The 25,258-nt window shown below is 40.8% G+C and carries 20 protein-coding genes; 10 read left to right on the top strand and 10 right to left on the bottom strand.

The genetic code is table 11. The features are described from left to right. Positions 1-2: 2 nt before the first annotated feature. Both L4C37_RS16115 and nspC read left to right on the top strand, forming a co-directional pair. Positions 3-1,253, top strand: a complete 1,251-nt coding sequence (locus tag L4C37_RS16115) for a carboxynorspermidine synthase (RefSeq protein ID WP_429769169.1) — start codon at positions 3-5, stop codon at positions 1,251-1,253. Between the two features lie 199 nt (positions 1,254-1,452). Further along, positions 1,453-2,583, top strand: coding sequence for a carboxynorspermidine decarboxylase (gene nspC / locus L4C37_RS16110; RefSeq protein ID WP_429769168.1), 1,131 nt, complete (start codon positions 1,453-1,455; stop codon positions 2,581-2,583). Positions 2,584-2,709: 126 nt separating this feature from the next. Here the strand turns inward: nspC and L4C37_RS16105 are convergent, their stop codons facing one another. From L4C37_RS16105 to L4C37_RS16090, 4 genes are all read right to left on the bottom strand, one after another. Continuing rightward, the gene (locus L4C37_RS16105) at positions 2,710-3,243 is read right to left on the bottom strand and encodes an Lcl C-terminal domain-containing protein (RefSeq protein WP_429769167.1); all 534 of its coding nucleotides are present in this window, start codon (positions 3,241-3,243) and stop codon (positions 2,710-2,712) included. Continuing rightward, on the bottom strand, positions 3,243-4,880 hold the full coding sequence (locus L4C37_RS16100) for an Lcl C-terminal domain-containing protein (protein ID WP_429769166.1): 1,638 nt from the start codon (positions 4,878-4,880) through the stop codon (positions 3,243-3,245). Before L4C37_RS16100 ends, L4C37_RS16105 begins: the two co-directional genes overlap by 1 nt. Before the next feature lie 233 nt (positions 4,881-5,113). After that, a complete protein-coding gene (locus tag L4C37_RS16095) occupies positions 5,114-5,626 on the bottom strand; it encodes a glycine cleavage system transcriptional repressor (RefSeq protein ID WP_137372563.1) in 513 nt (170 codons plus the stop codon). A 270-nt stretch (positions 5,627-5,896) separates the two neighbouring features. Further along, entirely contained in the window at positions 5,897-6,808 is a 912-nt protein-coding gene (locus L4C37_RS16090) for a DUF3943 domain-containing protein (protein ID WP_137372564.1), read from the bottom strand. A gap of 215 nt (positions 6,809-7,023) precedes the next feature. On the opposite strand from L4C37_RS16090, the gene L4C37_RS16085 reads away from it, so the two are divergent. Beyond that, the gene (locus tag L4C37_RS16085; RefSeq protein WP_429769165.1) at positions 7,024-8,262 is read left to right on the top strand and encodes a CinA family nicotinamide mononucleotide deamidase-related protein; all 1,239 of its coding nucleotides are present in this window, start codon (positions 7,024-7,026) and stop codon (positions 8,260-8,262) included. Positions 8,263-8,400: 138 nt separating this feature from the next. On the opposite strand, the gene yfaE is transcribed toward L4C37_RS16085, so the two are convergent. The 4 genes from yfaE to ubiG all read right to left on the bottom strand — a co-directional run bounded on the left by yfaE (position 8,401) and on the right by ubiG (position 13,470). After that, positions 8,401-8,679, bottom strand: coding sequence for a class I ribonucleotide reductase maintenance protein YfaE (gene yfaE, locus L4C37_RS16080; RefSeq protein ID WP_171737462.1), 279 nt, complete (start codon positions 8,677-8,679; stop codon positions 8,401-8,403). Then, a complete protein-coding gene (gene nrdB, locus L4C37_RS16075) occupies positions 8,679-9,812 on the bottom strand; it encodes a class Ia ribonucleoside-diphosphate reductase subunit beta (RefSeq protein WP_137372567.1) in 1,134 nt (377 codons plus the stop codon). The genes yfaE and nrdB overlap by 1 nt, the downstream gene beginning before the upstream one ends. A gap of 124 nt (positions 9,813-9,936) precedes the next feature. Then, positions 9,937-12,219, bottom strand: a complete 2,283-nt coding sequence (gene nrdA / locus L4C37_RS16070) for a class 1a ribonucleoside-diphosphate reductase subunit alpha (protein ID WP_429769164.1) — start codon at positions 12,217-12,219, stop codon at positions 9,937-9,939. 507 nt (positions 12,220-12,726) lie between these two features. Continuing rightward, positions 12,727-13,470, bottom strand: coding sequence for a bifunctional 2-polyprenyl-6-hydroxyphenol methylase/3-demethylubiquinol 3-O-methyltransferase UbiG (ubiG, locus tag L4C37_RS16065; RefSeq protein WP_273294436.1), 744 nt, complete (start codon positions 13,468-13,470; stop codon positions 12,727-12,729). A 258-nt stretch (positions 13,471-13,728) separates the two neighbouring features. On the opposite strand from ubiG, the gene gyrA reads away from it, so the two are divergent. Both gyrA and L4C37_RS16055 read left to right on the top strand, forming a co-directional pair. Next, positions 13,729-16,392, top strand: coding sequence for a DNA topoisomerase (ATP-hydrolyzing) subunit A (gene gyrA, locus L4C37_RS16060; protein WP_273294435.1), 2,664 nt, complete (start codon positions 13,729-13,731; stop codon positions 16,390-16,392). A gap of 171 nt (positions 16,393-16,563) precedes the next feature. Then, a complete protein-coding gene (locus tag L4C37_RS16055) occupies positions 16,564-17,196 on the top strand; it encodes a TPR domain-containing protein (RefSeq protein WP_429769163.1) in 633 nt (210 codons plus the stop codon). 84 nt (positions 17,197-17,280) lie between these two features. On the opposite strand, the gene L4C37_RS16050 is transcribed toward L4C37_RS16055, so the two are convergent. Together L4C37_RS16050 and nrfA are read right to left on the bottom strand one after the other, a co-directional pair. After that, complete coding sequence (locus L4C37_RS16050; protein ID WP_429769162.1) at positions 17,281-18,366, bottom strand: protein kinase family protein; 1,086 nt, start codon at positions 18,364-18,366, stop codon at positions 17,281-17,283. Between the two features lie 244 nt (positions 18,367-18,610). Continuing rightward, a complete protein-coding gene (nrfA, locus tag L4C37_RS16045) occupies positions 18,611-20,044 on the bottom strand; it encodes an ammonia-forming nitrite reductase cytochrome c552 subunit (RefSeq protein WP_273294430.1) in 1,434 nt (477 codons plus the stop codon). Positions 20,045-20,514: 470 nt separating this feature from the next. Here nrfA and nrfB point away from each other — a divergent pair, with 470 nt between their 5' ends. From nrfB to L4C37_RS16020, 5 genes are all read left to right on the top strand, one after another. After that, entirely contained in the window at positions 20,515-21,102 is a 588-nt protein-coding gene (gene nrfB, locus L4C37_RS16040; protein WP_273294429.1) for a cytochrome c nitrite reductase pentaheme subunit, read from the top strand. 3 nt (positions 21,103-21,105) lie between these two features. Beyond that, complete coding sequence (gene nrfC / locus L4C37_RS16035; protein WP_273294427.1) at positions 21,106-21,798, top strand: cytochrome c nitrite reductase Fe-S protein; 693 nt, start codon at positions 21,106-21,108, stop codon at positions 21,796-21,798. Beyond that, positions 21,795-22,751 carry a cytochrome c nitrite reductase subunit NrfD gene (nrfD, locus tag L4C37_RS16030; RefSeq protein WP_273294425.1) on the top strand — a complete coding sequence of 319 codons (957 nt, stop codon included), beginning with the start codon at positions 21,795-21,797 and terminating at the stop codon, positions 22,749-22,751. Before nrfC ends, nrfD begins: the two co-directional genes overlap by 4 nt. A gap of 205 nt (positions 22,752-22,956) precedes the next feature. Next, a complete protein-coding gene (locus tag L4C37_RS16025; RefSeq protein ID WP_429769161.1) occupies positions 22,957-24,921 on the top strand; it encodes a heme lyase CcmF/NrfE family subunit in 1,965 nt (654 codons plus the stop codon). Next, positions 24,914-25,258 (top strand): redoxin family protein (locus L4C37_RS16020; RefSeq protein WP_429769160.1); only part of this gene is annotated, 345 nt, incomplete at its 3' end. The genes L4C37_RS16025 and L4C37_RS16020, both read left to right, overlap by 8 nt.

Genomic DNA, 25,258 nt, shown 5'->3' with positions numbered 1-25,258 from the left:
CTATGGCTATTCTACAAATTGGTGCAGGCGGCGTTGGTTGGGTTGTTGCACATAAAGCAGCACAAAATAACGAAGTTCTGGGTGATATTACAATCGCTTCTCGCACAATCGAGAAGTGTGAAAAAATCATTGAATCAATCAAAGGTAAAAACAACCTTAAAGATTCTACTAAGAAACTAGAAGCACGTTCAGTAGATGCTGACGATGTTGATGCACTTGTTGCTTTGATTAAAGAAGTTCAGCCAGATCTTGTGATTAACGCTGGTCCTCCTTGGGTAAACATGGGGATCATGGAAGCATGTTACCAATCAAAAGTATCTTACCTAGATACATCGGTAGCAGTTGATCTATGTTCTGAAGGTCAACAAGTGCCACAAGCTTATGATTGGCAGTGGGGCTACCGTGAGAAGTTCGCTGAAGCGGGCATCACAGGTATTCTTGGTGCTGGTTTCGATCCTGGTGTGGTATCAATCTTCGCAGCGTACGCGGTTAAGCACTTGTTCGATGAGATTGATTCAATTGATGTGATGGATGTAAATGCTGGCGACCACGGCAAGAAGTTTGCGACAAACTTTGATCCAGAAACCAACATGCTTGAGATCCAAGGCGACTCTTTCTACTGGGAAAATGAAGAGTGGAAACAAGTGCCTTGTCACTCTCGTATGCTTGAGTTTGAATTCCCAAACTGTGGCTCACACAAAGTATACTCAATGGCTCATGATGAAGTGCGTTCAATGAAAGAGTTCATCCCAGCTAAGCGTATCGAATTCTGGATGGGTTTTGGTGATGCATACCTGAACTACTTCAACTGCATGCGTGATATCGGTCTTCTAAGCCCTGATCCACTAACGCTGCACGACGGAACTGTGGTTCAGCCTCTACATGTTCTTAAAGCACTGCTACCAGATCCAACATCTCTAGCTCCGGGTTACACTGGTTTAACGTGTATCGGTACTTGGGTTCAAGGTAAGAAAGATGGTAAAGAGCGCAGTGTGTTCATCTATAATAACGCAGACCACGAAGTGGCGTATGAAGATGTAGAGCACCAAGCGATCTCTTACACAACAGGCGTGCCAGCGATTACGGCTGCACTTCAGTTCTTCCGAGGCGAATGGGCTGATAAAGGCGTATTCAACATGGAGCAGCTAAACCCAGACCCGTTCCTAGCAACCATGCCTGAGATTGGTTTGGATTGGCACGTTCAAGAGCTTGAGCCTGCACAAGGTCTACCTGTTATCAATACGTTGAAGTAATCTTCTTGTTCTTTGTCTTCATCACGTAGTTCAAAGTGTTCATTTACGCAGGTAAGTGAACATGATGTTCTAGTGACAAAGTTAAAGCCTGTGGATTAAATACAAAGCCATATGATTGGTAGCAAAGCACAATTCTGAGCCGATGCATTAGCGTCGGCTTTGTTCGATTTTAGAGTGTTGAACTCAAGGTATAGATAAAATGCAAAACGAACTAAAAACCCCGTATTTCATGATCAACGAAGATAAGTTGATTGCGAACTTAGAGAAAGCTAAGCAGCTTAAAGAGATTTCAGGTGTGAAGCTTGTATTGGCACTTAAGTGCTTCTCTACTTGGGGTGTGTTTGACATAATTAAACCTTACTTAGACGGGACAACCAGCTCTGGTCCTTACGAAGTGAAGCTTGGTCACGAAACGTTTGGTGGTGAAACGCACGCTTACAGTGTGGGCTACAGCGAAGATGATGTGAGAGAAGTCGCCGATCTTTGCGACAAGATGATCTTCAACTCACAAAGCCAGCTTGCGGCGTACCGACATATTGTTGAAGGTAAAGCCTCTCTGGGTTTACGTTTGAACCCGGGCGTGAGCTACGCAGGACAAGACTTGGCAAATCCAGCCCGTCAATATTCACGACTAGGTGTCCAAGCTGATCACATCAAGCCTGAGATCTTCAATGAGATCAATGGTGTAATGTTTCATATGAACTGTGAAAACAAAGATGTCGATGCATTTATCGGCCTGCTTGATTCCATTTCGGAACAGTTTGGTGAGCATCTGAATAAGTTGGATTGGGTGAGCATGGGCGGTGGAGTATTCTTTACATGGCCAGGCTACGATATTGAAAAACTTGGTCTTGCACTCAAAGCTTTTTCTGAAAAACACGGTGTTCAGATGTATCTAGAACCGGGTGAAGCAATCATCACAAAAACAACAGACTTAGTTGTGACCGTAGTAGATATTGTTGAGAACGTTAAGAAAACAGCGATTGTGGATTCAGCGACAGAAGCGCACCGTCTGGATACGCTGATTTATAATGAACCTGCATCAGTATTAGAAGCCTCTGAAGATGGTGACCACGATTATGTGATTGGTTCATGTTCATGTTTAGCTGGCGATCAATTCTGTGAAGCGAGTTTTGCCCAGCCTCTACAAATTGGTCAGAGACTGCACCTGCTTGATAGTGCAGGCTACACCATGGTGAAATTGAATTGGTTTAATGGTTTGAAAATGCCATCTATCTACTGCGAACGTAGTAATGGTGAGATTCAAAAATTGAATGAATTTGGTTATGACGATTTTAAACGTTCTTTATCTCAGTGGAAGGTAAGCTAAGTTAGCTGTTTTCGTTTCCGCCTGTCTAAATAAGTCAGTCACAAATAAAAAGAGCAGCGATTAAAGCTGCTCTTTTTGATTTATATATTGACTGCTACATATCCAGCATAGTTTTGACTCAATCGATTAGTTCAGCTCTTTCACTAAGCGGATAAGTGTCATCCCACTTGAGTTTGCTGTCACTTCTTGAGCTTCAGTAAAATCAATGATTAACCCGTCATGATTGCTATTTATGCCGTTATTATCAGGAGTATTTGTCCAATAAGGCGCATTAATTGTAGTAGGAAAAAAACTTAAATTGATAGCAGGTTGCGTACAACGATAATCAACAATTGAACCCAACTCTTTTATGTTTGGCAGTCTAAAACCAGTTTGAGAACCGATTGTTGTTAGTGTTGTATCAGTAGTAGCCACTAACGCGTCTTGAAAAGTACTGTAGCTCGTAGGAACGCCACTGCATAGATTAGTTTCGGCAGTGTAGGTTTCACCAAGGCTACATTTTGCCCATAGGAGATTAGTGTCAATATCTAAAATTGTGCCATCTTGACGGTCGATGAACTGACCATCATCTTGTGAAGCTGGTTGATTTACAACACAGGTTTGAGCATAGCTTGAGCCTGAAACAGTAAGTGCTGCAATAACGTAATATTTAAGTTTCATTATTCTACTACTCCACTAACTGCAATCACACCTTGATAAGTTCCTTTATTACAAAGCTTCATTTGCCCTGTTTGAGTACTCATACACCAAGCACTGCTAGTAGCTCCAACAGAAGTTGATTGTGTGTAAATCGTATCAACAGAGCTTACGTTCTTGATATATGGGAAGTAATCAACAGTCGCAGGGTCAATAGTGCCCACGTTATAGTTAATAAATGAACGAGCTTCCGCTGGGGAAGGCAAACGCCAGTTATTGACACCACATGCACCAAAGCTATTTAGGTTAGCTAAGTAACCTTCTGCATCACAGCGTCTATTGCCACCAGAGTTAGTAGAGTAAGCACACGCAGAAGAGATTGGACCGTCAGCGAGAAGCTCATCATTTTTATGTCCCGCAGAGCCGCCGTTCGTTGTGGAAACTGAATCATACCAAGTGTACAGGTATGCCGAACTGCGCCAGTAAGCTGACTCTGTCGAATAAGGGTATGGGTTTGCATCAGGATCTTCAGCGTAATCTTCCAACCATTGATCGATTACACCTTGGCTTGGTAAGTCGATGGGTTGTTGCTTGGCTTCTATATACATTCCAGTTCGTTCATCGCGAACACAAGCCCAATCTGAAGCGCTATTCGGAAGAATGTTGCCGCTATAATCTAATTTAGTGAACTTGAAGCCATGTTGCCCGTCGGTATGTTCAGCCCCATCTACAGGATCTAAACCGTATTCAGCATCTTGATTTGGGTAAGCTGGTTGTGAAACTTGGGCGTCGAAGTTAGCACCGTCAAAGTAGTTTACATAACCTGTATCATTGATTTGGTTATCACCAGGTATGTAAAAAGATAATGTGTCATTACTCGTATCGATGACAGCATTTCCACTTGCGTTCATGGTGTAGATAACAGTTTCACCACCTTCACTCAGACCGTCTTGCTTAGCAGTAATACTGATTGGAGAAGATAACTCTTCAGCATTAATTTGTATCGTCAGGCTGGTTAAGTTGCTCGTGTAGTCATCATCTGTTGCGATTCCACTTTGCTCTAAAGTGATAGTGATATCTTTGTACGAATAATGGCTCAGCTCAATTTTGGATTGTGCTGTATCACCTTCTAAAACAACTTTATTGTTATGGCTAAAGCTGACTATTGGCTCTGCATCTGCGTCGGTGATAGTGACCGTTGATATGGCATTGCTTAACTCATAGCTATCTGAACTGTCTGCGCTAATTGTATATTGTAATGTTTTGTTGGTTTCGTGCAGGTTGTTATGAAGGATGTTTAAAGGTAAAGAAGCGGATGTCGAACCTGCGGGGATCGTAATAACTTGTGAGCTAATGGAATCGTAATTCTTGAATGTTCCCTCAGAACGAGCGGTCACATCAGTGGTTGATAGTGTGAGGCTGAGTTCTGAACTAAGTGCTTCTGACAGAGTAACCGTAATGGATTCAGTGCTTGAACCAGAGGTCGGTTCTAAAAATGAGATAGTGTTTGGAATTGAAACTTGAACTGGGGTGGTTGGATCTGGATCTGTAGGAGTTCCACCACTACTTCCTTCATGACCACTTTTACACCCAGCAACGGCGAGAACCAGTAATGCTGCTGAGGTTTTATTAAGTTGCCAGTGACTTTTTTGTTTGTGCATGAAGCAGACCTAAATTATTTAGCTATACGAAAGCTAAATATTAACAAAAATAGACAAATAGAAACATAGCATGTTGCATATTTAAATTAGATATTACAGCGGTTTGCTGAAGATCTTATGAATTAAAAGAATTGAGAAGTGAGTGAAGAAAAGCTAGAGGCGGTATTAAATGAAAATGTCTCTAGCTATATATATGGTAAATTGCGTTTCTGCTCGAGAGTACTTTGTAGATATTAACTTTCTAGTATGACACGTGTATCTTCACTTAGTGTTTCTAGTTCATTCGCAACATCTGAAATTTGAACTTCCACAGGCAGTTTAAGTGCTATTTTAGCGGTAAATAAGCTAGAACTCACACCTCCCCCGCCAGCAATAAAGACTCTTTGACAATCCATATCAAGGATATTGATCCCTTGATTATCCAGTACGTGTGTTATTTCATTTACGATACCAGCGCGATCATTAGAATCGAGACGAAGTTGGAAGATAGTGTCTTGGTTATGAACAGAATGATCAGAATCGATAAATTGTACAGTGAGATCATTGTGGCTGCTAAAAGCGTCTTTAACCGTTGATTCATTGGCGGTAGGCAATTGAATTTTAATTACACCAGCGACTTGGTCTTCAATGAAATTAACTTTACTAATTAGCCACTTACCATCATTCTCATGTGTAATTGCGGCGAGTTGCTTAATTGTGGCTGGAGAAGCTTTTCCTATAAAGTTTGCGATAAACGTACTGTTCATAATTGCCCCCAAACATACTGTAATGATATGAGTATTAATAACCGTAATTAAACGGTTGAATAACTACGATAAAATCCCTTTTCATTCAGTGTAGGATGTTAGCCTGAACAATGTTTGACCTGGGTCAATTTTTGAATCTAACAAGTCGATAGAAGTTAGATAATGAAGCTTGGGGCACAAAAAAGCGGCAATGAAGCCGCCTTAGTCAATTTTCTTGTATGTTTTAGTTTTAAAAGCCAATGTCTTAAGTAAGCTAAAGAGTTATGAGCCTTAAAAACTTACTTTAAAATTCATACCAACAAATTGAGAATCGTAAGTTGCACCTGCATCATAAGCAAACTGAGCTGCATCACGGTTATTCCACCATGGGTCAGCATTGAAACTCATTTCTGCTTCACCGCCCCAGGCATCATTTACCCAGTAATGAATATGACCTACAGGGTTCAAAAAGAAGAGTGACACATCACCCATAGATTGCGAACCCATTACTTCACCACCAGAAGCGACAATATCTTGTTCAGCTTCTAGCATTAGTTCACCCACAACAGCTCCAAAAAACGGTGTGATGAAAATATCTTGCCATGATGGCACTTCAGCAAAGGCTTCTACACCATATTCCCAGAAAAAAGTCGACATTGTGAATGAGTACATGAACGATTCAAACTCGTTGTAGCCAGCATGTCTTGCTGCGGTATAGTAAACACCGCCGAAATATGGGTGCATAACGTAGTTAAGAAAGTGTTCGTCTCTATCCCAGGTTGGACCTGACGATACGTTGTCTTTCCACTTCGACCCGAGTTTACTTAAGTCTCGCTGATCATCATCCCATTTAGTTATACTTTCAGGAAGAAAAGTCATCAAACCAACAGTCGCAACACTTAGACCTAAAATGGTGTAAGTTTGCCCCATAAGGTAATCCCAATCTTTTCCATCACTAACGGTTAGGTATAGAGGTTGTTTTCCAGCTGATAGGTCATATTGGTCACTGCTTTCACTCAAGGCATAGTTTTTGCTTGTCTTGTAAGTGTACATGTTATCGTTAAAGCAGTACTCTTGGGAGCATTCAGTACGGTACGAAAGATCAACTTGCTGGTTGAAGTCATATTGACCGGCAACAGAGTTTGCTGACATAAGTATGGTAAATGCAGCTGCTACCTTCTTAAGTACTGGTGATTTGGGCACAAGGCTCTCCGTAAGAATTTAATAATGGATCAGGTTCACAATTATCTATTAAATAAGGTTTTATGGGAACTAGAAATTGATTGATTTCAGAAACTATATTTAACAAATAGTTGTCTTACTGTATGAAAATGCAGACCTATATTTTCTCTTTTATTTTCTTGAGAACGGGCTTTTCATATAAGCCGAAGACTAAATCAGGCAGCAAAGGATTAATTATGATTAAAATTGCAATGTTAAGTACTGGTGAAGAAGTGCTTCATGGAGACATTGTAGATACAAATGCAGCTTGGATGTCAGCTGAGTTTTATCAACACGGTTTTTCTCTTGCGAAACGCTCAACGGTTGGCGACCAAATGAATGCGTTGGTTGAAGAACTGTTGATGCTCAGTTTCAACAATGATGTGGTGATCGTCAATGGTGGGTTAGGTCCGACAACTGACGATATGAGTGCGGCAGCGGCAGCGGCAGCGACAGATGAGAAACTCGTACTTTTCCCGGATTGGTTGTCTCGCCTAGAAAGTATGTACGCTGAACGGGGCATGCAAATGCCAGACAGCAATTTAAAGCAAGCCATGCTCCCTGCTAGCTCTGAGGTCGTGGACAATCCTATTGGTACGGCTTGTGGTTTTAAATTGAAAATTAATGATGCTACTTTTTATTTTACTCCGGGCGTCCCAAGTGAATTTAAGCGGATGGTAACTACTCAAATCATTCCTGACTTATCTCGTAGTTATCCTCAAGTTCAAGCTTCTGAGTGCAGTAAGCTCTACACGTTTGGTCTATCTGAATCTGGAATTTCAGATGTTCTTGATCAACTGAAACTACCTGAAGGATATGAGCTAGGTTATCGATCCTACTTGCCTTTCATTGAAGTGAAATTATTCGGTCCCAAATCTGATTTAGAAACGCGAGTTAAGCTACTGCAGATGGTATATAAACTGCTTGAAGCTAATGTAGTGAGTGTTGATGAACCTATGCTTGAGCATCTAGGGCATTTGATGGTCGATAAGCATAAAACGCTCTCGGTGTCTGAACAGGCAACAAAAGGGGCATTATGTTCTTGGCTTCAGTCGGATGAAAATATTGAAAGTTGCTTTGGTCATTCTTGGATAATGGCTGATTCTAAAGGTTCAGATATTGATTATACCGATCCACTGGCGGCAACTTTTGCATTAGCGGGCGCAACCCGTGAAAAATGTTCAACTGAATTAGCATTAGTAACCGGTAAGTTAGAAGGCAAACGTTTTTCTGTTGCGCTATCCAGTGAAGCGGGTGAGTGGGGGCAGATTCTTGAATTTCATAGAGAATACAGCCGACAAGATGCGCGAAAAGTGATTGTGACAGTCGCAGCCGACATGCTTAGAAGGCATATTGAAAGTAAGCCTATATTTGGGTCTTACAGTTCGCTGAATCGAATTAAAGAAATGTTTATACCGGCAGTTGTGATCAACTAGCCATGTTTGAATATCATTGTTAATAAGAACCCAGACTAAACGACACAAATAAAAAAGCCCTTGAATGATTGAAGTTCAGGGGCTTTTTTTGATCTGACTGGCAGGCTAAAAGTATTGGATGAGGTTACTCATACATGATTATGCGCGTTTTTGCTTATTTCTATGGATAACATTACTCAGTGACAGCTCAGTCTTAGCTTTACAAATACAAGGCAGAATTTCGTTACCTTGAGTGTAAGCCATAGCAAAACCAACATACTCAACTTCACCTGAATCTAAAGTACAACGACATGCACCACAGTGGCCATCTCGGCAATTATATTCAGGCTCTAGCCCCGCTTGCTCCATTGTTTCCAATAAAGTATTTGAAGGGTTAGATTCAATAGAAACTAATTTGTTGATTTTGATAGTCGGCATTACAGTTCAAAACCTTCGAAATCGTCTGCACTTACTTCATTGTCAATCTGACCCACTAGGTAAGAGCTGATTTCAGCTTCTTGCGGAGCAACTTGCACGTTATCTGAAGATAACCAAGCATTGATCCATGGGATAGGGTTTGACGTTGCTTCTGGGTAAGCAGTACCTAGACCAACAGCTTGCATACGGATGTTAGTAATGTACTCAACATATTGGCAAAGAATATCTTTATTCAGACCGATCATAGAGCCGTCTTTGAATAGGTATTCTGCCCATTCTTTTTCTTGTTCAGCGGCTTCTTTGAATAGGTCGAAACATTCTTGCTTACATTCTTCAGCAATCTGCATGAATGCGAAGTCATCTTGACCATTACGAAGCAAGTTGATCATGTGCTGTGTGCCAGTTAGGTGAAGCGCTTCATCACGAGCAATTAGCTTGATGATTTTCGCATTACCTTCCATTAGCTCACGCTCAGCGAAAGCGAATGAACATGCAAAACTCACGTAGAAACGAATGGCTTCTAGCGCGTTTACAGACATTAGACACACGTAAAGTTTCTTCTTCAGATCATGAAGTGAAACCTTAACCTCTTCACCATTGATGCTGTGGTTGCCTTCACCGTAGCGGTGGTAATCTGCTGTTAGCTTGATTAGGTCATCGTAGTAAAATGCAATATCTTTAGCACGCTTAAGTATCTCTTCGTTTTCAACGATGTCGTCAAATACAACACCTGGATCATTTACGATGTTACGAATGATGTGTGTGTAAGAGCGAGAGTGAATCGTTTCAGAAAAAGACCATGTTTCAATCCACGTTTCTACTTCTGGTAGTGATACCAGAGGGAGCAGGGCTACGTTAGGGCTTCGACCTTGGATAGAATCGAGAAGTGTTTGGTACTTCAAGTTTGAGATGAAGATGTGCTTCTCGTGATCCGGAAGTTTGTTGTAGTCAATACGGTCGCTTGAAACATCCACTTCTTCTGGGCGCCAGAAGAAAGAAAGCTGTTTTTCGATCAACTTTTCGAAAATTTCAAACTTTTGTTGGTCGTAACGAGCAACGTTTACTGATTGACCTAAGAACATTGGCTCTTTTAATTGGTCATTCTTGTTTTGAGAAAAAGTACTGTAAGCCATGACTGCCTCAATTCCTTTAAAAACCTATTTCATGAACAGGTCTTGTTAATACTTTTACAGAAAGGAAGCCATGTTCCTTTCTGTATTTTAATTTGTCTAGATAAGTGCTTTTTAGAAAAGTAGTTTAGATCTTACAACCGCCGCCTTCACAATCTTCTTCAGGCACTTGGACTGTATCACCCTGATCATCTTTAGCACCATCACGAGTGTTGTGGTAGTAAAGCGTTTTAACACCGTACTTATATGCAGTCAGCAAGTCTTGAAGAAGTTTCTTCATAGGGACTTTACCGCTCTCGTAACCACTTGGATCATAATTTGTGTTTGCAGAGATAGCTTGGTCAACAAATTTTTGCATGATACCAACTAAATGCAGGTAACCATCGTTCGAACCAATGTTCCAAAGTAACTCGTAGTTGTCTTTTAAGTTAACGAAATCAGGAACAACCTGCTTCAAAATACCATCTTTAGAGGCTTTAATTGAAACAAAACCACGTGGTGGCTCAATACCGTTTGTTGCATTAGAAATCTGAGATGACGTCTCAGAAGGCATAAGTGCCGTTAGTGTTGAGTTACGTAGACCATGTTCCATTATCTCTTCACGAAGAGAGTCCCAATCGTAATGCAGTGGTTCATCACATACTAAATCGATATCTTTTTTGTAAGTATCGATAGGTAGTAGACCTTTAGCATAGTTGGTTTCGTTAAACGAAGGACATTTGCCTTGCTCTTTAGCTAACGCTACAGATGCTTTTAGTAAATGGTACTGAATAGCTTCAAAAGTACGGTGAGTAAGGCCGTTTGCGCTGCCATCAGAGTACTTAACACCATTCTTCGCTAGGTAGTATGCATAGTTGATTACACCAACACCTAGAGTACGACGGTTCATGGTTGACTTACGTGCCGCTGGAAGCGGGTAGTCTTGATAATCCAGTAGGGCATCAAGAGCACGAACGACCAATTCAGATAGCTCAGCTAAATCATCCAACTCGTTAATTGCACCTAGGTTAAACGCTGAAAGCGTACATAGTGCAATTTCACCTTCGTCATCTTCTACGTTCTTAAGCGGCTTCGTTGGAAGTGCAATTTCTAGACATAGGTTCGATTGACGAACAGGTGCAACTTCAGAGTCGAACGGACTGTGTGTATTACAGTGATCAACGTTCTGAATGTAGATACGACCAGTTGAAGCGCGCTCTTGCATAAGAAGAGAGAATAGCTCAACCGCTTTAACAGTCTCACGCTTAATCGACGGATCGTTTTCGTATTTAACGTATAGCGCTTCGAAACGTTCTTGGTTTTCGAAGAAAGCATCGTATAAACCAGGAACATCAGAAGGAGAGAATAGGCTGATGTTGCCACCTTGAACTAGTCGAGCATACATTAGTTTGTTCAACTGTACGCCGTAATCCATGTGACGAACACGGTTCTCTTCAACACCACGGTTATTCTTAAGTACCAGTAGAGATTGTACTTCACCGTGCCATAGTGGGTAGAACACAGTTGCTGCGCCACCACGAACACCACCTTGAGAACAGCATTTTACGGCTGTTTGGAAGTATTTGTAGAATGGAATACAACCAGTGTGGAATGCTTCACCGTTACGGATTTCAGAACCAAGCGCACGGATTCGACCAGCATTGATACCAATACCAGCACGTTGAGAAACGTAACGAACAATTGAGCTTGCTGTTGCGTTAATTGAATCTAAGCTGTCTCCACATTCAATCAGTACACATGAACTGAATTGACGCGTAGGAGTACGTACACCAGACATGATAGGCGTTGGCAGAGAAATCTTAAACGTAGAAGATGCATCGTAAAAACGTTTTATATAGTCAATACGAGTCGATTTCGGGTACTTAGCGAATAGACAAGCAGCAACTAAAATGTAAAGGAATTGAGCACTCTCATAGATCTCTTTCGTTACACGGTTTTGAACGAAGTATTTACCTTCAAGTTGTTTTACCGCGGCGTACGAAAAATCTAGGTCACGTTTATGGTCCAGATACTCATCAAGCTCTTCAAATTCAGCTTTAGTGTAATCTTCCATTAAGTGGCTATCGTATTTACCCATATCAACTAGTTTTGCAACGTGTTCATATAGAGCTGGCGGCTCGTATTGACCATACGCTTTTTTACGTAGGTGGAATACAGATAAACGAGCTGCTAAATACTGATAATCAGGAGTCTCTTCAGAGATAAGATCCGCAGCTGATTTGATGATAGTTTCATGAATATCAGTTGTGGTGATGCCATCGTAGAATTGAATGTGAGCTTTCAATTCTACTTGTGATACAGATACGTTGTGCAGGCCTTCAGCTGCCCAAGTAATCACACGGTGGATCTTTTCTAGATCAATGGTTTCTTTACGACCGTTACGCTTAGTAACAGTAAGTTGTTGGTTCATTCTGCTTTATTTCCCTAACAAATCTGATAAAAGCCGTTTTTTTGAATATTTGTGTGTAATTTTTGTAAATTACATGACGGCTTTGTGATCTTGCTCTACCCATATATTGTAGCTTAAACACTACATATAGGGGTCATTTGCTTGTTGGGTTACAAGATAGTGCTGTCAGTGATATTTTTCAAGGTACATAAATGGGAAGGCTTGTGGATAACTGCAAATTTTAAAAAAAACTGTTAGTACTTACTAACTGATGGCGTTAGCTAGGACTTGATTGTAGAAAAATAGCGTTTTGCTGCTGGTTTAAATTTGAAGGGTAATAAAAAAAAATCTCTTGATCTTTGGCTAAAAAAGGCAGTCGAATTCGGGTGGTTATTTTTAAATCACAGCTGGTTAAAATGGAATCTAGAGCACGAAAAATAGACTGAAAAAGGTCGCAGTTTTATGGTATTTGCAACCTTTTTCATTAGTCTATTTACAAATAGTTTTCGGTAATCATATTAATATCAACTAGGCAAAGTTCTGAGTATGAACGATGTAATTAACATCTACGTTACTTCCTAGGCGGTAGCTATCTGTCAGTGGGTTGTAATGAAGCCCTGTGATACCCAATTCTTGAAGAGGAGTAGAATCAATCATCTTGATTAATTCTGCAGGTCGAATGAACTTCTCATGCTCGTGAGTCCCTTCAGGAACGATCTTGAGTAGCTTTTCTGCACCAACAATCGCAAATAAATATGATTTTAAGTTGCGATTTAAAGTGGAGAAGAACACATGTCCGTTTGGTTTTACCAATTTGGCACAAGCCGTGATTACGGATTGTGGGTCTGGCACATGTTCCAACATTTCCATGCACGTGACGACATCATAAGTTTGCGGGTTTTGTTCTGCATGATCTTCAATCGTGCTTTGAATGTAATCTAGCTTGGTGCCTGTTTCTAACGCGTGCAAACGAGCAACTTCAAGAGGTTCCTTACCCATATCTAAACCTGTGACAATAGCCCCTTCAATAGCCATACTTTCGGCTAAGATTCCGCCGCCACAGCCAACATCAAGAACTTTCTTACCAAATAAGCCATCGGCTTTTTCTAGCACATAATTTAGACGTAGCGGGTTAATTTGATGAAGTGGCTTAAACTCGCCTTCGAGATCCCACCAACGTGAAGCCATGTCTTCAAACTTTTTGATTTCTGCTGGGTCTACGTTTTGCGTTTTAGTCATAATCGGCATTTCCAAGTTTAATAATGCATCCATGAAGTTGTGAGCATTATAACTTGGCTTTTCTTGCTGACCAGAAGTTCTACAAATTTGCTGATTTGTTGTCTGTAAAGTAGCCAACTATCAGCAAGATATGTTGGCAGCGTGCAATTTCTCGCCAATTGATTAGCAACAAGGCTCACAAGATGATAAAAGGAAGGGGAAAGTGATGCCTCAGTAGGTAAATTTGTGTTATATTTTTCGGTCTTATACGTATTCAAAAATACGATCTGACTATAGAGGGAAAATGGCTCTATGAGCGATCTAGCGAAAGAGATCACGCCCGTAAACATTGAAGATGAGCTAAGAGGTTCATACCTAGACTACGCGATGTCCGTCATCGTTGGTCGTGCTCTTCCAGATGTGCGTGATGGCCTAAAACCAGTACACCGCCGCGTTTTGTTCGCGATGAATGTACTTGGTAATGATTGGAACAAAGCATATAAAAAGTCTGCTCGTGTAGTAGGCGATGTAATCGGTAAATATCACCCACATGGTGATAGCGCAGTGTACGATACTATCGTACGTATGGCTCAGCCGTTCTCGCTACGCTACATGCTAGTTGATGGCCAAGGTAACTTTGGTTCTATCGATGGCGACTCAGCAGCTGCAATGCGTTATACGGAAGTCCGTATGGCGAAAATTGCGCACGAGCTTTTGGCTGACCTTGACAAAGAAACCGTGGACTATGTACCTAACTATGATGGTACAGAGCAAATTCCAGCGGTTCTGCCGACAAAAATTCCTAACCTATTGGTAAACGGTGCTTCTGGTATCGCGGTAGGTATGGCTACCAACATTCCACCTCATAACCTAGGTGAAGTCGTTGATGGCTGTTTAGCATTTATCAATAATGAAGATATCACTATTGATGAGCTAATGGACTACATCCCTGGTCCTGATTTCCCGACAGCAGCACTGATTAGTGGTCGTAAAGGCATCGTAGATGCTTATAAGACAGGTCGTGGTAAAGTTTACATGCGTTCAAAAGCGGATATTGAAGTAGAGAAAAATGGTAAAGAAACCATTATCGTTACTGAGATCCCTTACCAAGTAAACAAAGCTCGATTGATCGAAAAGATTGCTGAGCTGGTTAAAGATAAGAAAGTTGAAGGCATTAGCGCTCTACGTGACGAATCTGATAAAGATGGTATGCGTATTGTTATTGAATGTAAGCGTGATGCTGTAGGTGAAGTTGTTCTGAACAACCTTTACTCACAAACTCAACTTCAAACTACTTTCGGCATCAACATGGTTGCGTTGAATAACGGACAACCACAACTTTTCAACATTAAAGATATGTTGAAGTGTTTTGTTGATCACCGTCGTGAAGTGGTTACACGTCGTACTATCTTCGAATTGAAGAAAGCGCGCGACCGTGCACATATTTTGGAAGCTCTATCTTTAGCGCTTGCAAACATTGATGAAATCATTGAACTGATCCGAAACGCACCGACACCGGCTGAAGCGAAAGCAGGCCTTGTTGCTCGTGGTTGGGAACTGGGCAATGTTGCTGCAATGCTTGAACGTGCTGGTACTGATGCAGCTCGTCCTGATTGGCTTGAAGATCAATACGGTATCCGTGATGGTCAATACTTCCTAACGGAAACACAAGCACAAGCTATTCTAGAACTTCGCTTACACCGTTTAACCGGTCTTGAGCACGAGAAGATTCTAGACGAGTACAAAGCACTTCTAGAAGAAATCGCTGAGCTAATGCATATTCTTGCAAGCACTGAGCGTTTGATGGAAGTGATCCGTGAAGAGTTAGAAACAGTACGTGATATCTATGGCGATGAACGTCGTACAGAAATCACAGCTGCTGTTCATGATATCGACATGGAAGAGCTAATTGCTCAAGAAGACGTTGTAGTAACGCTTTCAAATGCTGGTTACGTTAAGTACCAAATCCTAAGCGACTACGAAGCTCAGCGCCGTGGTGGTAAAGGTAAGAGTGCGACTAAGATGAAAGATGAGGATTACATTGAGCGTCTGCTTGTTGCTAATACTCACGATAACATCTTATGTTTCTCTACTCGTGGTAAGACATACCGTCTGAAAGTTTATCAACTACCGCAAGCGAGCCGTACTGCTCGTGGTAAGCCTATCGTTAACATTCTTCCTCTAGAAGACGGTGAGCGTATTACGGCTATCCTGCCTGTTTCTGAATTCTCAAATGAGAAATTTATCTTCATGGCAACGGGTGACGGTACTGTTAAGAAGACATCACTGGATCAATTCGCAAACGTACGTGCTAACGGTCTAATCGCTGTTAACCTGCGTGACGATGATTCACTGATTGGCGTTGATATTACTGATGGTAATAGTGACATCATGCTGTTCTCGAAGTCGGGCAAAGTTGTTCGCTTCAACGAGGACAAAGTACGTCCAATGGGTCGTACAGCCTCTGGTGTTCGTGGTATGAAGCTTCCAGAAGACGATCAAGTGGTTTCACTGATTGTTCCTTCAAACGAAGGCGATATCCTAACTGTGACTCAAAACGGTTACGGTAAGCGTACTGAGCTGGCTGAATACCCGACGAAAGGCCGTGCAACGCAAGGTGTAGTATCTATCAAAGTCTCTGATCGTAATGGCCCAGTTGTTGGCGCTGTTCAAGTTGAGGAAGGCGATGAAATGATGATGATCACTGACGCAGGTACATTAGTACGTACTCGCGTAGCGGAAGTAAGCCAAGTTGGTCGTAATACTCAGGGTGTAACATTGATTCGTACTTCTGAAGACGAAAATGTTGTAGCTCTACAGCGAATCGATGAAGTAGAAGAAGCTGAAATACTTGATGAGGAAACTCAAGAAGGTGAACAAGCTTCAAATGAATCTACAGATGTTGATGTTAATGCAGCCGATGCAGAAGCAAAAGATGTAGAAACACCTAAAGCAGACGAGGAAGATTCAGAATAATTTTTTGGATTCTTTGTTTGTAAAAAAACCGAGCTTTTTAGCTCGGTTTTTTTATGTCCGAATTGATCGTGAATAGGATACAAACTTGAATTCTCGATTAAAATATATACTCAACAATAAGAATACTCGAACCTAATAGTTAAAGGCGAGAGCTTTTATCTTGGAGAGAAAATGGATTTTTGGCTATTGATTGCAATGATTTTAATGGGGGCATTTATATTACTTCTGACCCTCAGCTTTACTCATACCAAGAAAGTCAGGAGCTCAAACTTTAAACTTACTATTTTTGTATTGTTGGCTAGTATTGGTATATGGTTCCTTCTTAAGCAAGAACCACCTAAGTCTGAAGATATAACGGTAAGTAATTTCAACGCCACAGAATACGTAGAAGAATTACAAGATAGTTTAAGGCTCAACCCAAACCAAGCTGAATTGTGGTTTCAACTTGGCGGGACATACGTTCAAAGCGGAGATTACGACTCAGCATTAACTTGTTTCGAATATGCGATTAGATTAAGTGACGATGTAACTTCTAGTCTATACTCCGCAAAAGCATCAGCTCTTTACTATGTTAACGCACAAACTATTAACAAAGATGTAAGAGATCTGTTGGATTCTTCTTTGGCATTGGATCCATACGATCGTACTGCTTTGATCTTAATCGCAAGTGATCATTTTATCAGCTCTCGATATGAAGAAGCGATCGTAGTGTGGACCCGACTTTTAGACTCTAACCAGCAAGGCATAGACAGAGTGTCTTTGATTCATTCAATTAACCAAGCTAAACAACTCATACGTAAATAAGCGCTTTAACAAAGAGCATAGACATGGATGCATTCTATGCCAAGCCAAGCCAAGCCAAGCCAAGCCAAGCCAAGCCAAGCCAAGCTAAGTTAGTTGATATTGGTTTACTAGTTGTTCCTTAACCTTATATTGTTTGAGCAGATCTGCTTGCGATTTCTTATGATTTTGGTAGAAAAGTGCTTCTTCTTTCTTGAGTAATTCGTAGTGTTTATCAAGCATTTCTAGCACGGACTTGACCCTCTTCTTAGTGGTTGCTGTACAGCTCTTCCCACCCAAATCATCTTCAATATCAAGTACATGTGACCGGAACATTTCAGCGATATACAGTTCATTCAACGCTTCTGGCGTTTTAAGTGCTTTCTCATAGGAATATATCAACCCTTTAATGTGCTGAATTACATCAATACTTGCCGAGTTTTCTTTAAGCCATATGAGTTTCTGATTAAGTATCTTTAAGGCTTCTTCTTTAATTATTTTGAAATAAGCAATCGCGTCTTTATCGTTTAAGTTCTGGGAGCAAAGCCACCCGGATAAAAAGCGAGTCTCAAACCTTTCAAAAGATTGAAAGATTGGATCATTCATCCCGTTACTATTTAATTCATTCAATGGATCAAAGCTATACATATAACCAAAATCAAACAGAGTAATATTGTGATCATCATCTACGATTAAATTACCTTGGCTTAAATCCCACTCGAATAAACCTGTTTTTTCACAAGATAGAAGTGTTGAGAAAAGTTGAGCAATAGTGTTTCTTTCTATACGTGCTAACAGGTTACCTTCGAGCCAGTCAGACAAAATAATGCCTTGTCGATAATCGGCATAAATAGTGGAGACGATGTGTCTAAATTCGTTTGAAGTCGTAGGATCATCTTTACGTGCTTGAAGATCATGTCGGCGTTGTACTTCATTTAGAAATGAATACTTACCATCTAAGTTTTTTACTTTAGAAGTTGTTCTTTTTCTCTTAAGCGTGAAGTGGTTACCTGCAATGCTCAAGTGATACACAGTCGCGGTTAACCCGCTGTCGAAAGTTTCTATTACATAAGGCGAGTCTGATGTGATCTGAGCTAGCTGATCTGGTGGGATAGGGCAGTGGTTAGCCGAACCGACTATAAGGTTTTGCCCACTTTCATCAAACGATTTTTGTTCTAGTTGGCGATGGTTCATAAGTTAGCCTCAAATGAGTAGGGCTAAATAACATATATTATTAACTAGTGGCTTTGGCTCACCCTAAATGAATTTTATAAAGGATGAGTATTGAGGGTGAGGGAGTATTTGGAAGGGCCATTATTGATTAACTCAACAATAAAAAACCAGCCGAGGAACAGGCTGGTTTTAATCATGTGCTTATTGCTTTGTCGTTTGATAAAGCAGAGTTCTGCTATGAGAGTCGGTAAGTGATACTCATAATTTACTCATAGCTATACTTATCTTCACGCTTACTTGCTTCTTCGTCCCACTGCGGCGCAACCGTTTCTAAAAAGTGTTTCTTGTCTGCATTCATTTTGTCCATATCCATGCCTATCGCTTTTTGCGCATTAAGTTTTGTGGATATGTCAGGGATGATTACTGGCTCAGTAATCCCTTTTTTGGCAAGAAGTCGAATAAGCTTAGTACGTGCATCTGCAGCTCTATCTACCGCAGTTCCAAGTACCTCTAATGCAACTTCTGGTGCGTGCATATGTACACCATGTGAAGCGATGGCATAATCCCAGCGCCATTGAGCATGGCGAATATCTTGAAGGATTGGTTTCATTTCATCTTCAGTTGCACCGGCATCCCACGCAGCACCAGCTTCAAAATGGGCGGCAACTATTTGTTTTTCAGCCGTTAACTTCATATTCAACACTTGGGCTTTACGTGTAGAAACGATACCGCGTAATTGCTCTTTTGATTGAGTATGACATTGCGCACAAGTATCGTCGAAACGATCGAATGGGTTACCAACTTTATGGTCGGTAAATACAGTGCCATCTTCTTTGGTCACTTTTGGCATATGGCAGTCAACACAAGCAACTTTGTTCTTACCATGAATGCCTTCCCGCCATGTTTCAAATCCGGGGTGCTGAGCTTTCAACATCGGAGCTTTAGATACCTTATGTGTCCAATCTTTGAAGCCGATTCCATCATAGTACTCTTCCATTTGTTCAACTTTAGTGCCTTTATCCCAAGGGAATTTGACGCCTTTTGTTGGACCTGTGAAGTAATATTCAACGTGGCATTGAGAGCATACTGAAGACTGTTGATCTAGGCGAGATTGATGGTCGAAATTTTTGCCGATCGTATCAAATGCACGTTCTACGTAAGGACGAGTTATTTTGAGCGCCGGTTCTCCATTCTTGAAGTTGTCACTTTGAGTATCGTGGCAATCAGCACAGCCGATAGGGTTTGTTATTTCAGCCCCTAAACGTGCCCATTTACCTTCAAAGTAACCATCTTCTCCACGCTCTTCTATCACTCGCGCGACATCTGGGCTTTTACAACTCCAACATGCCATAGGCATAGGACCTGAATTTTCATCTGTAGGTGCACCGGTTCTTAGTGTTTGTCTTACATCGTCAATGGCGTAAAAGTGACCGCGAGCTTTATTATAATCTTTAGCAAAACCGTACCCCGCCCACATGATGACCATATTAGGATCTTCTTTAAGAGCATCTTCTAGATTTTCACTTTCTGATGTTTGCTTCCATGTTTGATATTGATCGGGATGGTTCTCTTCATATTGCTCATTACGAGGATCGCCAATGTCTTTTTGTTCAGATGCAGCAAAGCTGGCAGTGCTAACTAATGATGCACTTACCAATAATAATGCAGCGACTGAATTACCTATCCAATGCTTTTTCACAGTGATATCTCCAATATACTGATTCTTATACCAAGCGTTGTGAGGTTGCTATATCAAATAAGAACTGGAGAGTTCCTATTTATATTAATTCATAAATAAACACATTTTGTTACGTGTTTACTCATGCTTGTTTTAGATCAATTAATAGAAGTGACCTGGCTCACGCCTGTTCTTATATACCCCTAAAGGGTTAGTTGTGTGTATTTTAAATGATAATAATTATCAATAATAACAATGGGTTATTAATATAACCATGATTATTAAATGGTGATTATGTTCACAATTTATACCGTAAAAAGTATGCTCATTAATTGTAGGGGTATAATCTAAAGTTAGAGAGCGTTGTGGCTTTATCCTAAATAAGAATTGATATCAAATGAACGATAATAATATCGTTCAGGATACTTTTGTTTAACCAGAACCATTATTTACTTGAGAGTTAAATAACACTGGTATAAGGAAAGGATAAAATGGGCAATATCAAATTGGCCATAGTCATAATGCTTAAATCCCTTCTAGCATTTTGCCTCTATGGTTATTCCATTCATGCGCTCGCCGACTCGCCGACTGTTGACTCAGTCACCGACTCTGCAAGGCATGAAGTCGAACTCATTCGTGATAAAGACTATAAGTGTGTTCAGTGCCATAAAGATTCCAAAGATACATTATTAGGATCGCATGGCGAAAAAGCACATAAAGCTTTAGGTCGAGAAGTTAATTGCACAGAGTGCCACAACAACATTAGCCCTGATCATCGAGAAGGGGCGCCTATTGTCACCAAGTATCGTTCAGCGCAGTCCATGTTAGGTACTGACTCTGAATTACTCACCCCCGAATCTGTTTTACAAGCCAATAGTGAATGTACTGATTGTCACGAACCTCAATCTTTACAAGATTCTGATTGGACCCATGATGTTCACGCACAAAATTTAACTTGCTCTAATTGCCATGATGTTCATGCCAAGAAGTCTAAAGTGTTAGCTTTGGATAAAAAAGAAAGGATCAAGTTATGCGTGGATTGCCACTCAGATTTCAACCAACTGAAAGAAAAGGAGTAATCTATGAGTTGTTCTAGAAGAAACTTTTTAGCAGGAACTGGGGCGGTAATCTTCACTACAGGTATCGCAGCCACTGCTTCAATGACCAGTCGTAAAACCCTTGCTAACGTGGAAGAAGAAGGTGTTAAACGATACGGGATGATTCACGATGAAACGGCTTGCATTGGTTGTACTGCCTGTACTGAAGCATGCCGAGAAGTGAACAACGTACCGGAAGGGGTCTCTCGCTTAGAAATAATCAGAAGTGAACCTCAAGGTGAATATCCAAATGTTGATTACCGTTTTACACGCAACTCTTGTCAACATTGTGATAATGCACCGTGTGTTATGGTTTGCCCAACGGGTGCTGCATACAAGGATGAAAAAACTGGCATCATCGATGTCCATCAAGAGAAATGCGTAGGCTGCGGTTACTGCTTATTAGCGTGTCCTTACCAAGTCCGCTTTTTCCATCCTGAAAATAAATCGGCGGATAAATGCAATTTTTGCCGAGACACCAATCTTGCAGAAGGTAAGTTACCGGCGTGTGTAGAATCTTGCCCAACAAAGGCTTTGGTTTTTGGCGACTTAAACGATCCTACTAGTGAGATTAATCATGTGCTTAAAAATGAAGTTGTGTACAGAGATAAAGTCCATTTAGGGACGGCTCCTAAGTTATACAAAGTACCGCATCAGAAAGGGGAGATACCATCATGAGTGAATGGGAAACTGCGTTTCAATCTGGTGTGGTCGTTTGGGATTGGATCATTGCGATTTACTTATTTCTAGCAGGTATGTCTGCAGGTTCTGTGATGATCTCCATTTATCTTAAACGGAAAGTCATTGTAGGTAAGCCTTCTGAAAGTGGGATTTTAAAAGCGACGGCGTTTCTCGCACCATTTGGCATTATTGTGGGTTTAACTATTCTGGTATTCCACCTAACAAAGCCGTTAGATTTTTGGAAGATCATGATCTTTATTAACCCAACGTCGGTTATGGCAATGGGTGTCGTGTTATTTAATGTTTATATGGCGGCATTGTTTGCTTGGATAGGCATTATTTTTAGAAAGCAGATCGTTAGCTTTTTAAAAGGGCGTTTCGAAATTGTTGATAGCATTCTGGATAAATTAGAGGCGTTTGAGAATTATCTTGAACTGTTCTTGGCATTTTTAGCTTTATTACTTGCTGCCTATACCGGATTTTTATTATCGGCATTACCTACCTTCCCAATGTTGAATAACCCTGTTTTACCAATACTATTTTTATTCTCGAGTTTATCGTCTGGCGCTGCTGCGTGTTTATTAGTTGGGATACTCGTCTTTAAGGAATCACCACTTAGTGCAAGTGTGAGCTGGGTGCATGGTTTTGAACGACCAGTTGTCATGTTTGAGCTATTTGTACTCGTGGCATTTTTTACCGGTTTGATATTTGCTGGTGGTCAAAGCGAGCAAGCCGCGTGGAATGCGATTTCTGGGGGTTTTTGGGCTAGCTGGTTCTGGTGGGGGGTAATAGTAGCCGGCATGCTTCTACCATTACTGATGAATGCTTTAACACCTAAATCTATCCGACATGGTGCGTTGTACATTTTTACTGTGACGTCTTTGAGCTTAGCAGGCGTGTTGATGTTGAGGACATTCATCCTCTACGCAGGTCAATTAACCGTTGTTTAATATACCTGATGGACGAAGGTAGTATGTAAAAGCAGCAAGACGACATGTGGGTTGCATATAACTTTCATTAATATGCCAGTGGGCTTTGTTGATAACGGATGTCTTTTTCGTAGAAATAAAGCTCACTTTATTGAATTGAATTGAATTGAATTGAATTGAATTGGCTAAATGGCTCCAAAGCATCGAAGCTAATCATCGAGGTAATATGATAGGCAACTTAGGGTTACTCAGCTTAATAATGGTCGCCATACTTAGTAGTGCAGTCACGCTGGTGTATGGTTTCTCTATGGCTAAACAATATAGAACCTCAACCGCATATGCAGTATTTGATACGTATATTCGACCATTTACGTTGGGTTCAGCTTGTCTATCTATATTCTCTATTGTTTTGTTGGCAGTGGCTTTCTATCAAGATGATTTTTCTATCTTATACGTGTCTGAGCATTCAAATACGCAGCTTCCAGTTTTTTTTAAAATTGCAGCTGTCTGGGCTGGTCATGAAGGGTCATTGCTGTTTTGGGTGCTAACATTAGCATGTTGGGCGGGGGTGATTGCGCTTCAAAGCTCGTTACAAAATGATTATCAAATAAAAGTGTTATGGGTAATGAATGGATTACTTTGCGCTTTTACATGGTTTACTCTTCTCTCTTCCAACCCTTTTGAATTCAATAGCGCGTTACCTGTTGAGGGGCGAGACCTAAACCCTATGCTCCAAGATGTTGGGTTGATTTTTCACCCTCCACTTCTTTATTTAGGCTATGTTGGATTTTCTGCTGTTTTAGCGTTTGCAGTTGCGGCTTTATTAACCAAAGAAATTGAATTTGAGTGGGTAAACCACTGCCGAAAATGGAGCTTAGTCGCGTGGATATTTTTAACGGCTGGGATCGTTCTAGGATCATGGTGGGCATACTATGAATTAGGTTGGGGAGGCTGGTGGTTTTGGGACCCTGTAGAAAATGCCAGTTTGTTACCTTGGTTAACCGCGACGGCTTTATTACATTGTTTGACTATTGCGAAAGAGAAGCAACACTTATTGAAGTGGGCATTTAGTTTAGCTTTTACGACTTTCTCTTTGAGTATACTCGGTACTTTTATTGTCCGTTCAGGTGTTCTGACATCAGTACATGCATTTGCTGTTGATCCTTCTAAAGGGCTGATTCTGATATCTATATTATGCATTGTATTTACGGCTTCGTTTTCCTTACTGATCATAAGAGGGGAGTCATTTAACTCAAAAAATATAACGCACTTTTTGAGTCGAAGTTTCCTCATTCTATTAGCAATAACCTTGCTCGTTGTGGCAATGCTGGTGGTTTTATTTGGTACCTTTTACCCAATGGTTTATGAGCTCTTAGGCTTGGGAAATATATCCGTTGGGGCTCCTTATTTTAATCTATTTGCAGTACCTATAGGTTTATTGGTTTTACTGTTGATTGGTTTCTCCCCCTTAGTTGAAAAGCTACGAGAAAAACAGCTATCAGCAAAAGTGATGCTCCTCTTGTTAGCCATGTCTACTATAGTTGGTTTCCTTCTCTATTTAAGCCAACTCCAATTAAATCAATTGAGTCAACTTAGTGACTTACACTGGGTTGTGCAAATAACCTGGATAGCAGCCGCTTGGGTGTTCTTTTCGCATATCTACGCACTAGTTACCGCCTACAAAGAAACTTACTTCATACGAGTGGTCTCTATGAGCCTAGCGCATATAGGGATGGCAATGTTTGCTATAGGTGCTGCAATGAATAGCCACCATTCATTGGAATTGAATAAGAAACTAGAGCCTGGATCGGAGATTCAATTCTTTGATTGGACATTAAAGTATAATGAAACAGAGCTTTATGTCGGAAGTAATTTCACTGCAGAAAAAGCTCATCTAGAGTTAAGTAAGGATGAGGAATCATTTATCATTACTCCTGAAAGACGTTTCTATCAAGTGAGAGTGATGAACATGAGTGAGCCTGCAATGAAGTGGTTTTGGCATGGTGATGTCTATATCACACTGGGAGAAAAGATCGATAGCTCAGCCTACGCGTTCCGTATCCAATATAAGTCGTATGCCCGTTGGATCTGGGTAGGAGTATTGCTATCTGTCCTTGGTGGAATCATTGCACTATTTTCTCGTAATCAGGTAACCATTGTTAGCTTTGTCTCTAGGTTTAAATATGCGTAATAAATTGTTTTTGTTAGTGATTACTTCTCTGGCGATAGCTCTGAGTTTTAGTTTAGCGTTGGGGAGTAAGCAGCGATCATCAACGATTCAAGTGATGGACAGAGTGTTTCCCGAATTCACTGAATACGATCTTTTATTGGGCGATCAAACGATCACAAGATCGGATATTACCAAGAGTAAATACCAACTGATCAATATTTGGGCTTCATGGTGTGGGATATGTAAAACAGAGCATCCATTTCTTAATCAATTGAAAATTGAAGGGATTCCTATATATGGTATTAATTATAGAGATAATAAATTATCGGCAATTAAAGTATTAGAGAAAGTATTAGAG

It is taken from the genome of Vibrio kagoshimensis, assembly GCF_050337535.1.
GTDB lineage: Bacteria > Pseudomonadota > Gammaproteobacteria > Enterobacterales > Vibrionaceae > Vibrio > Vibrio gallaecicus.
The sequence above is the reverse complement of the archived record's forward strand: the minus strand, read 5'-3'. Positions and strand labels throughout refer to the sequence as shown.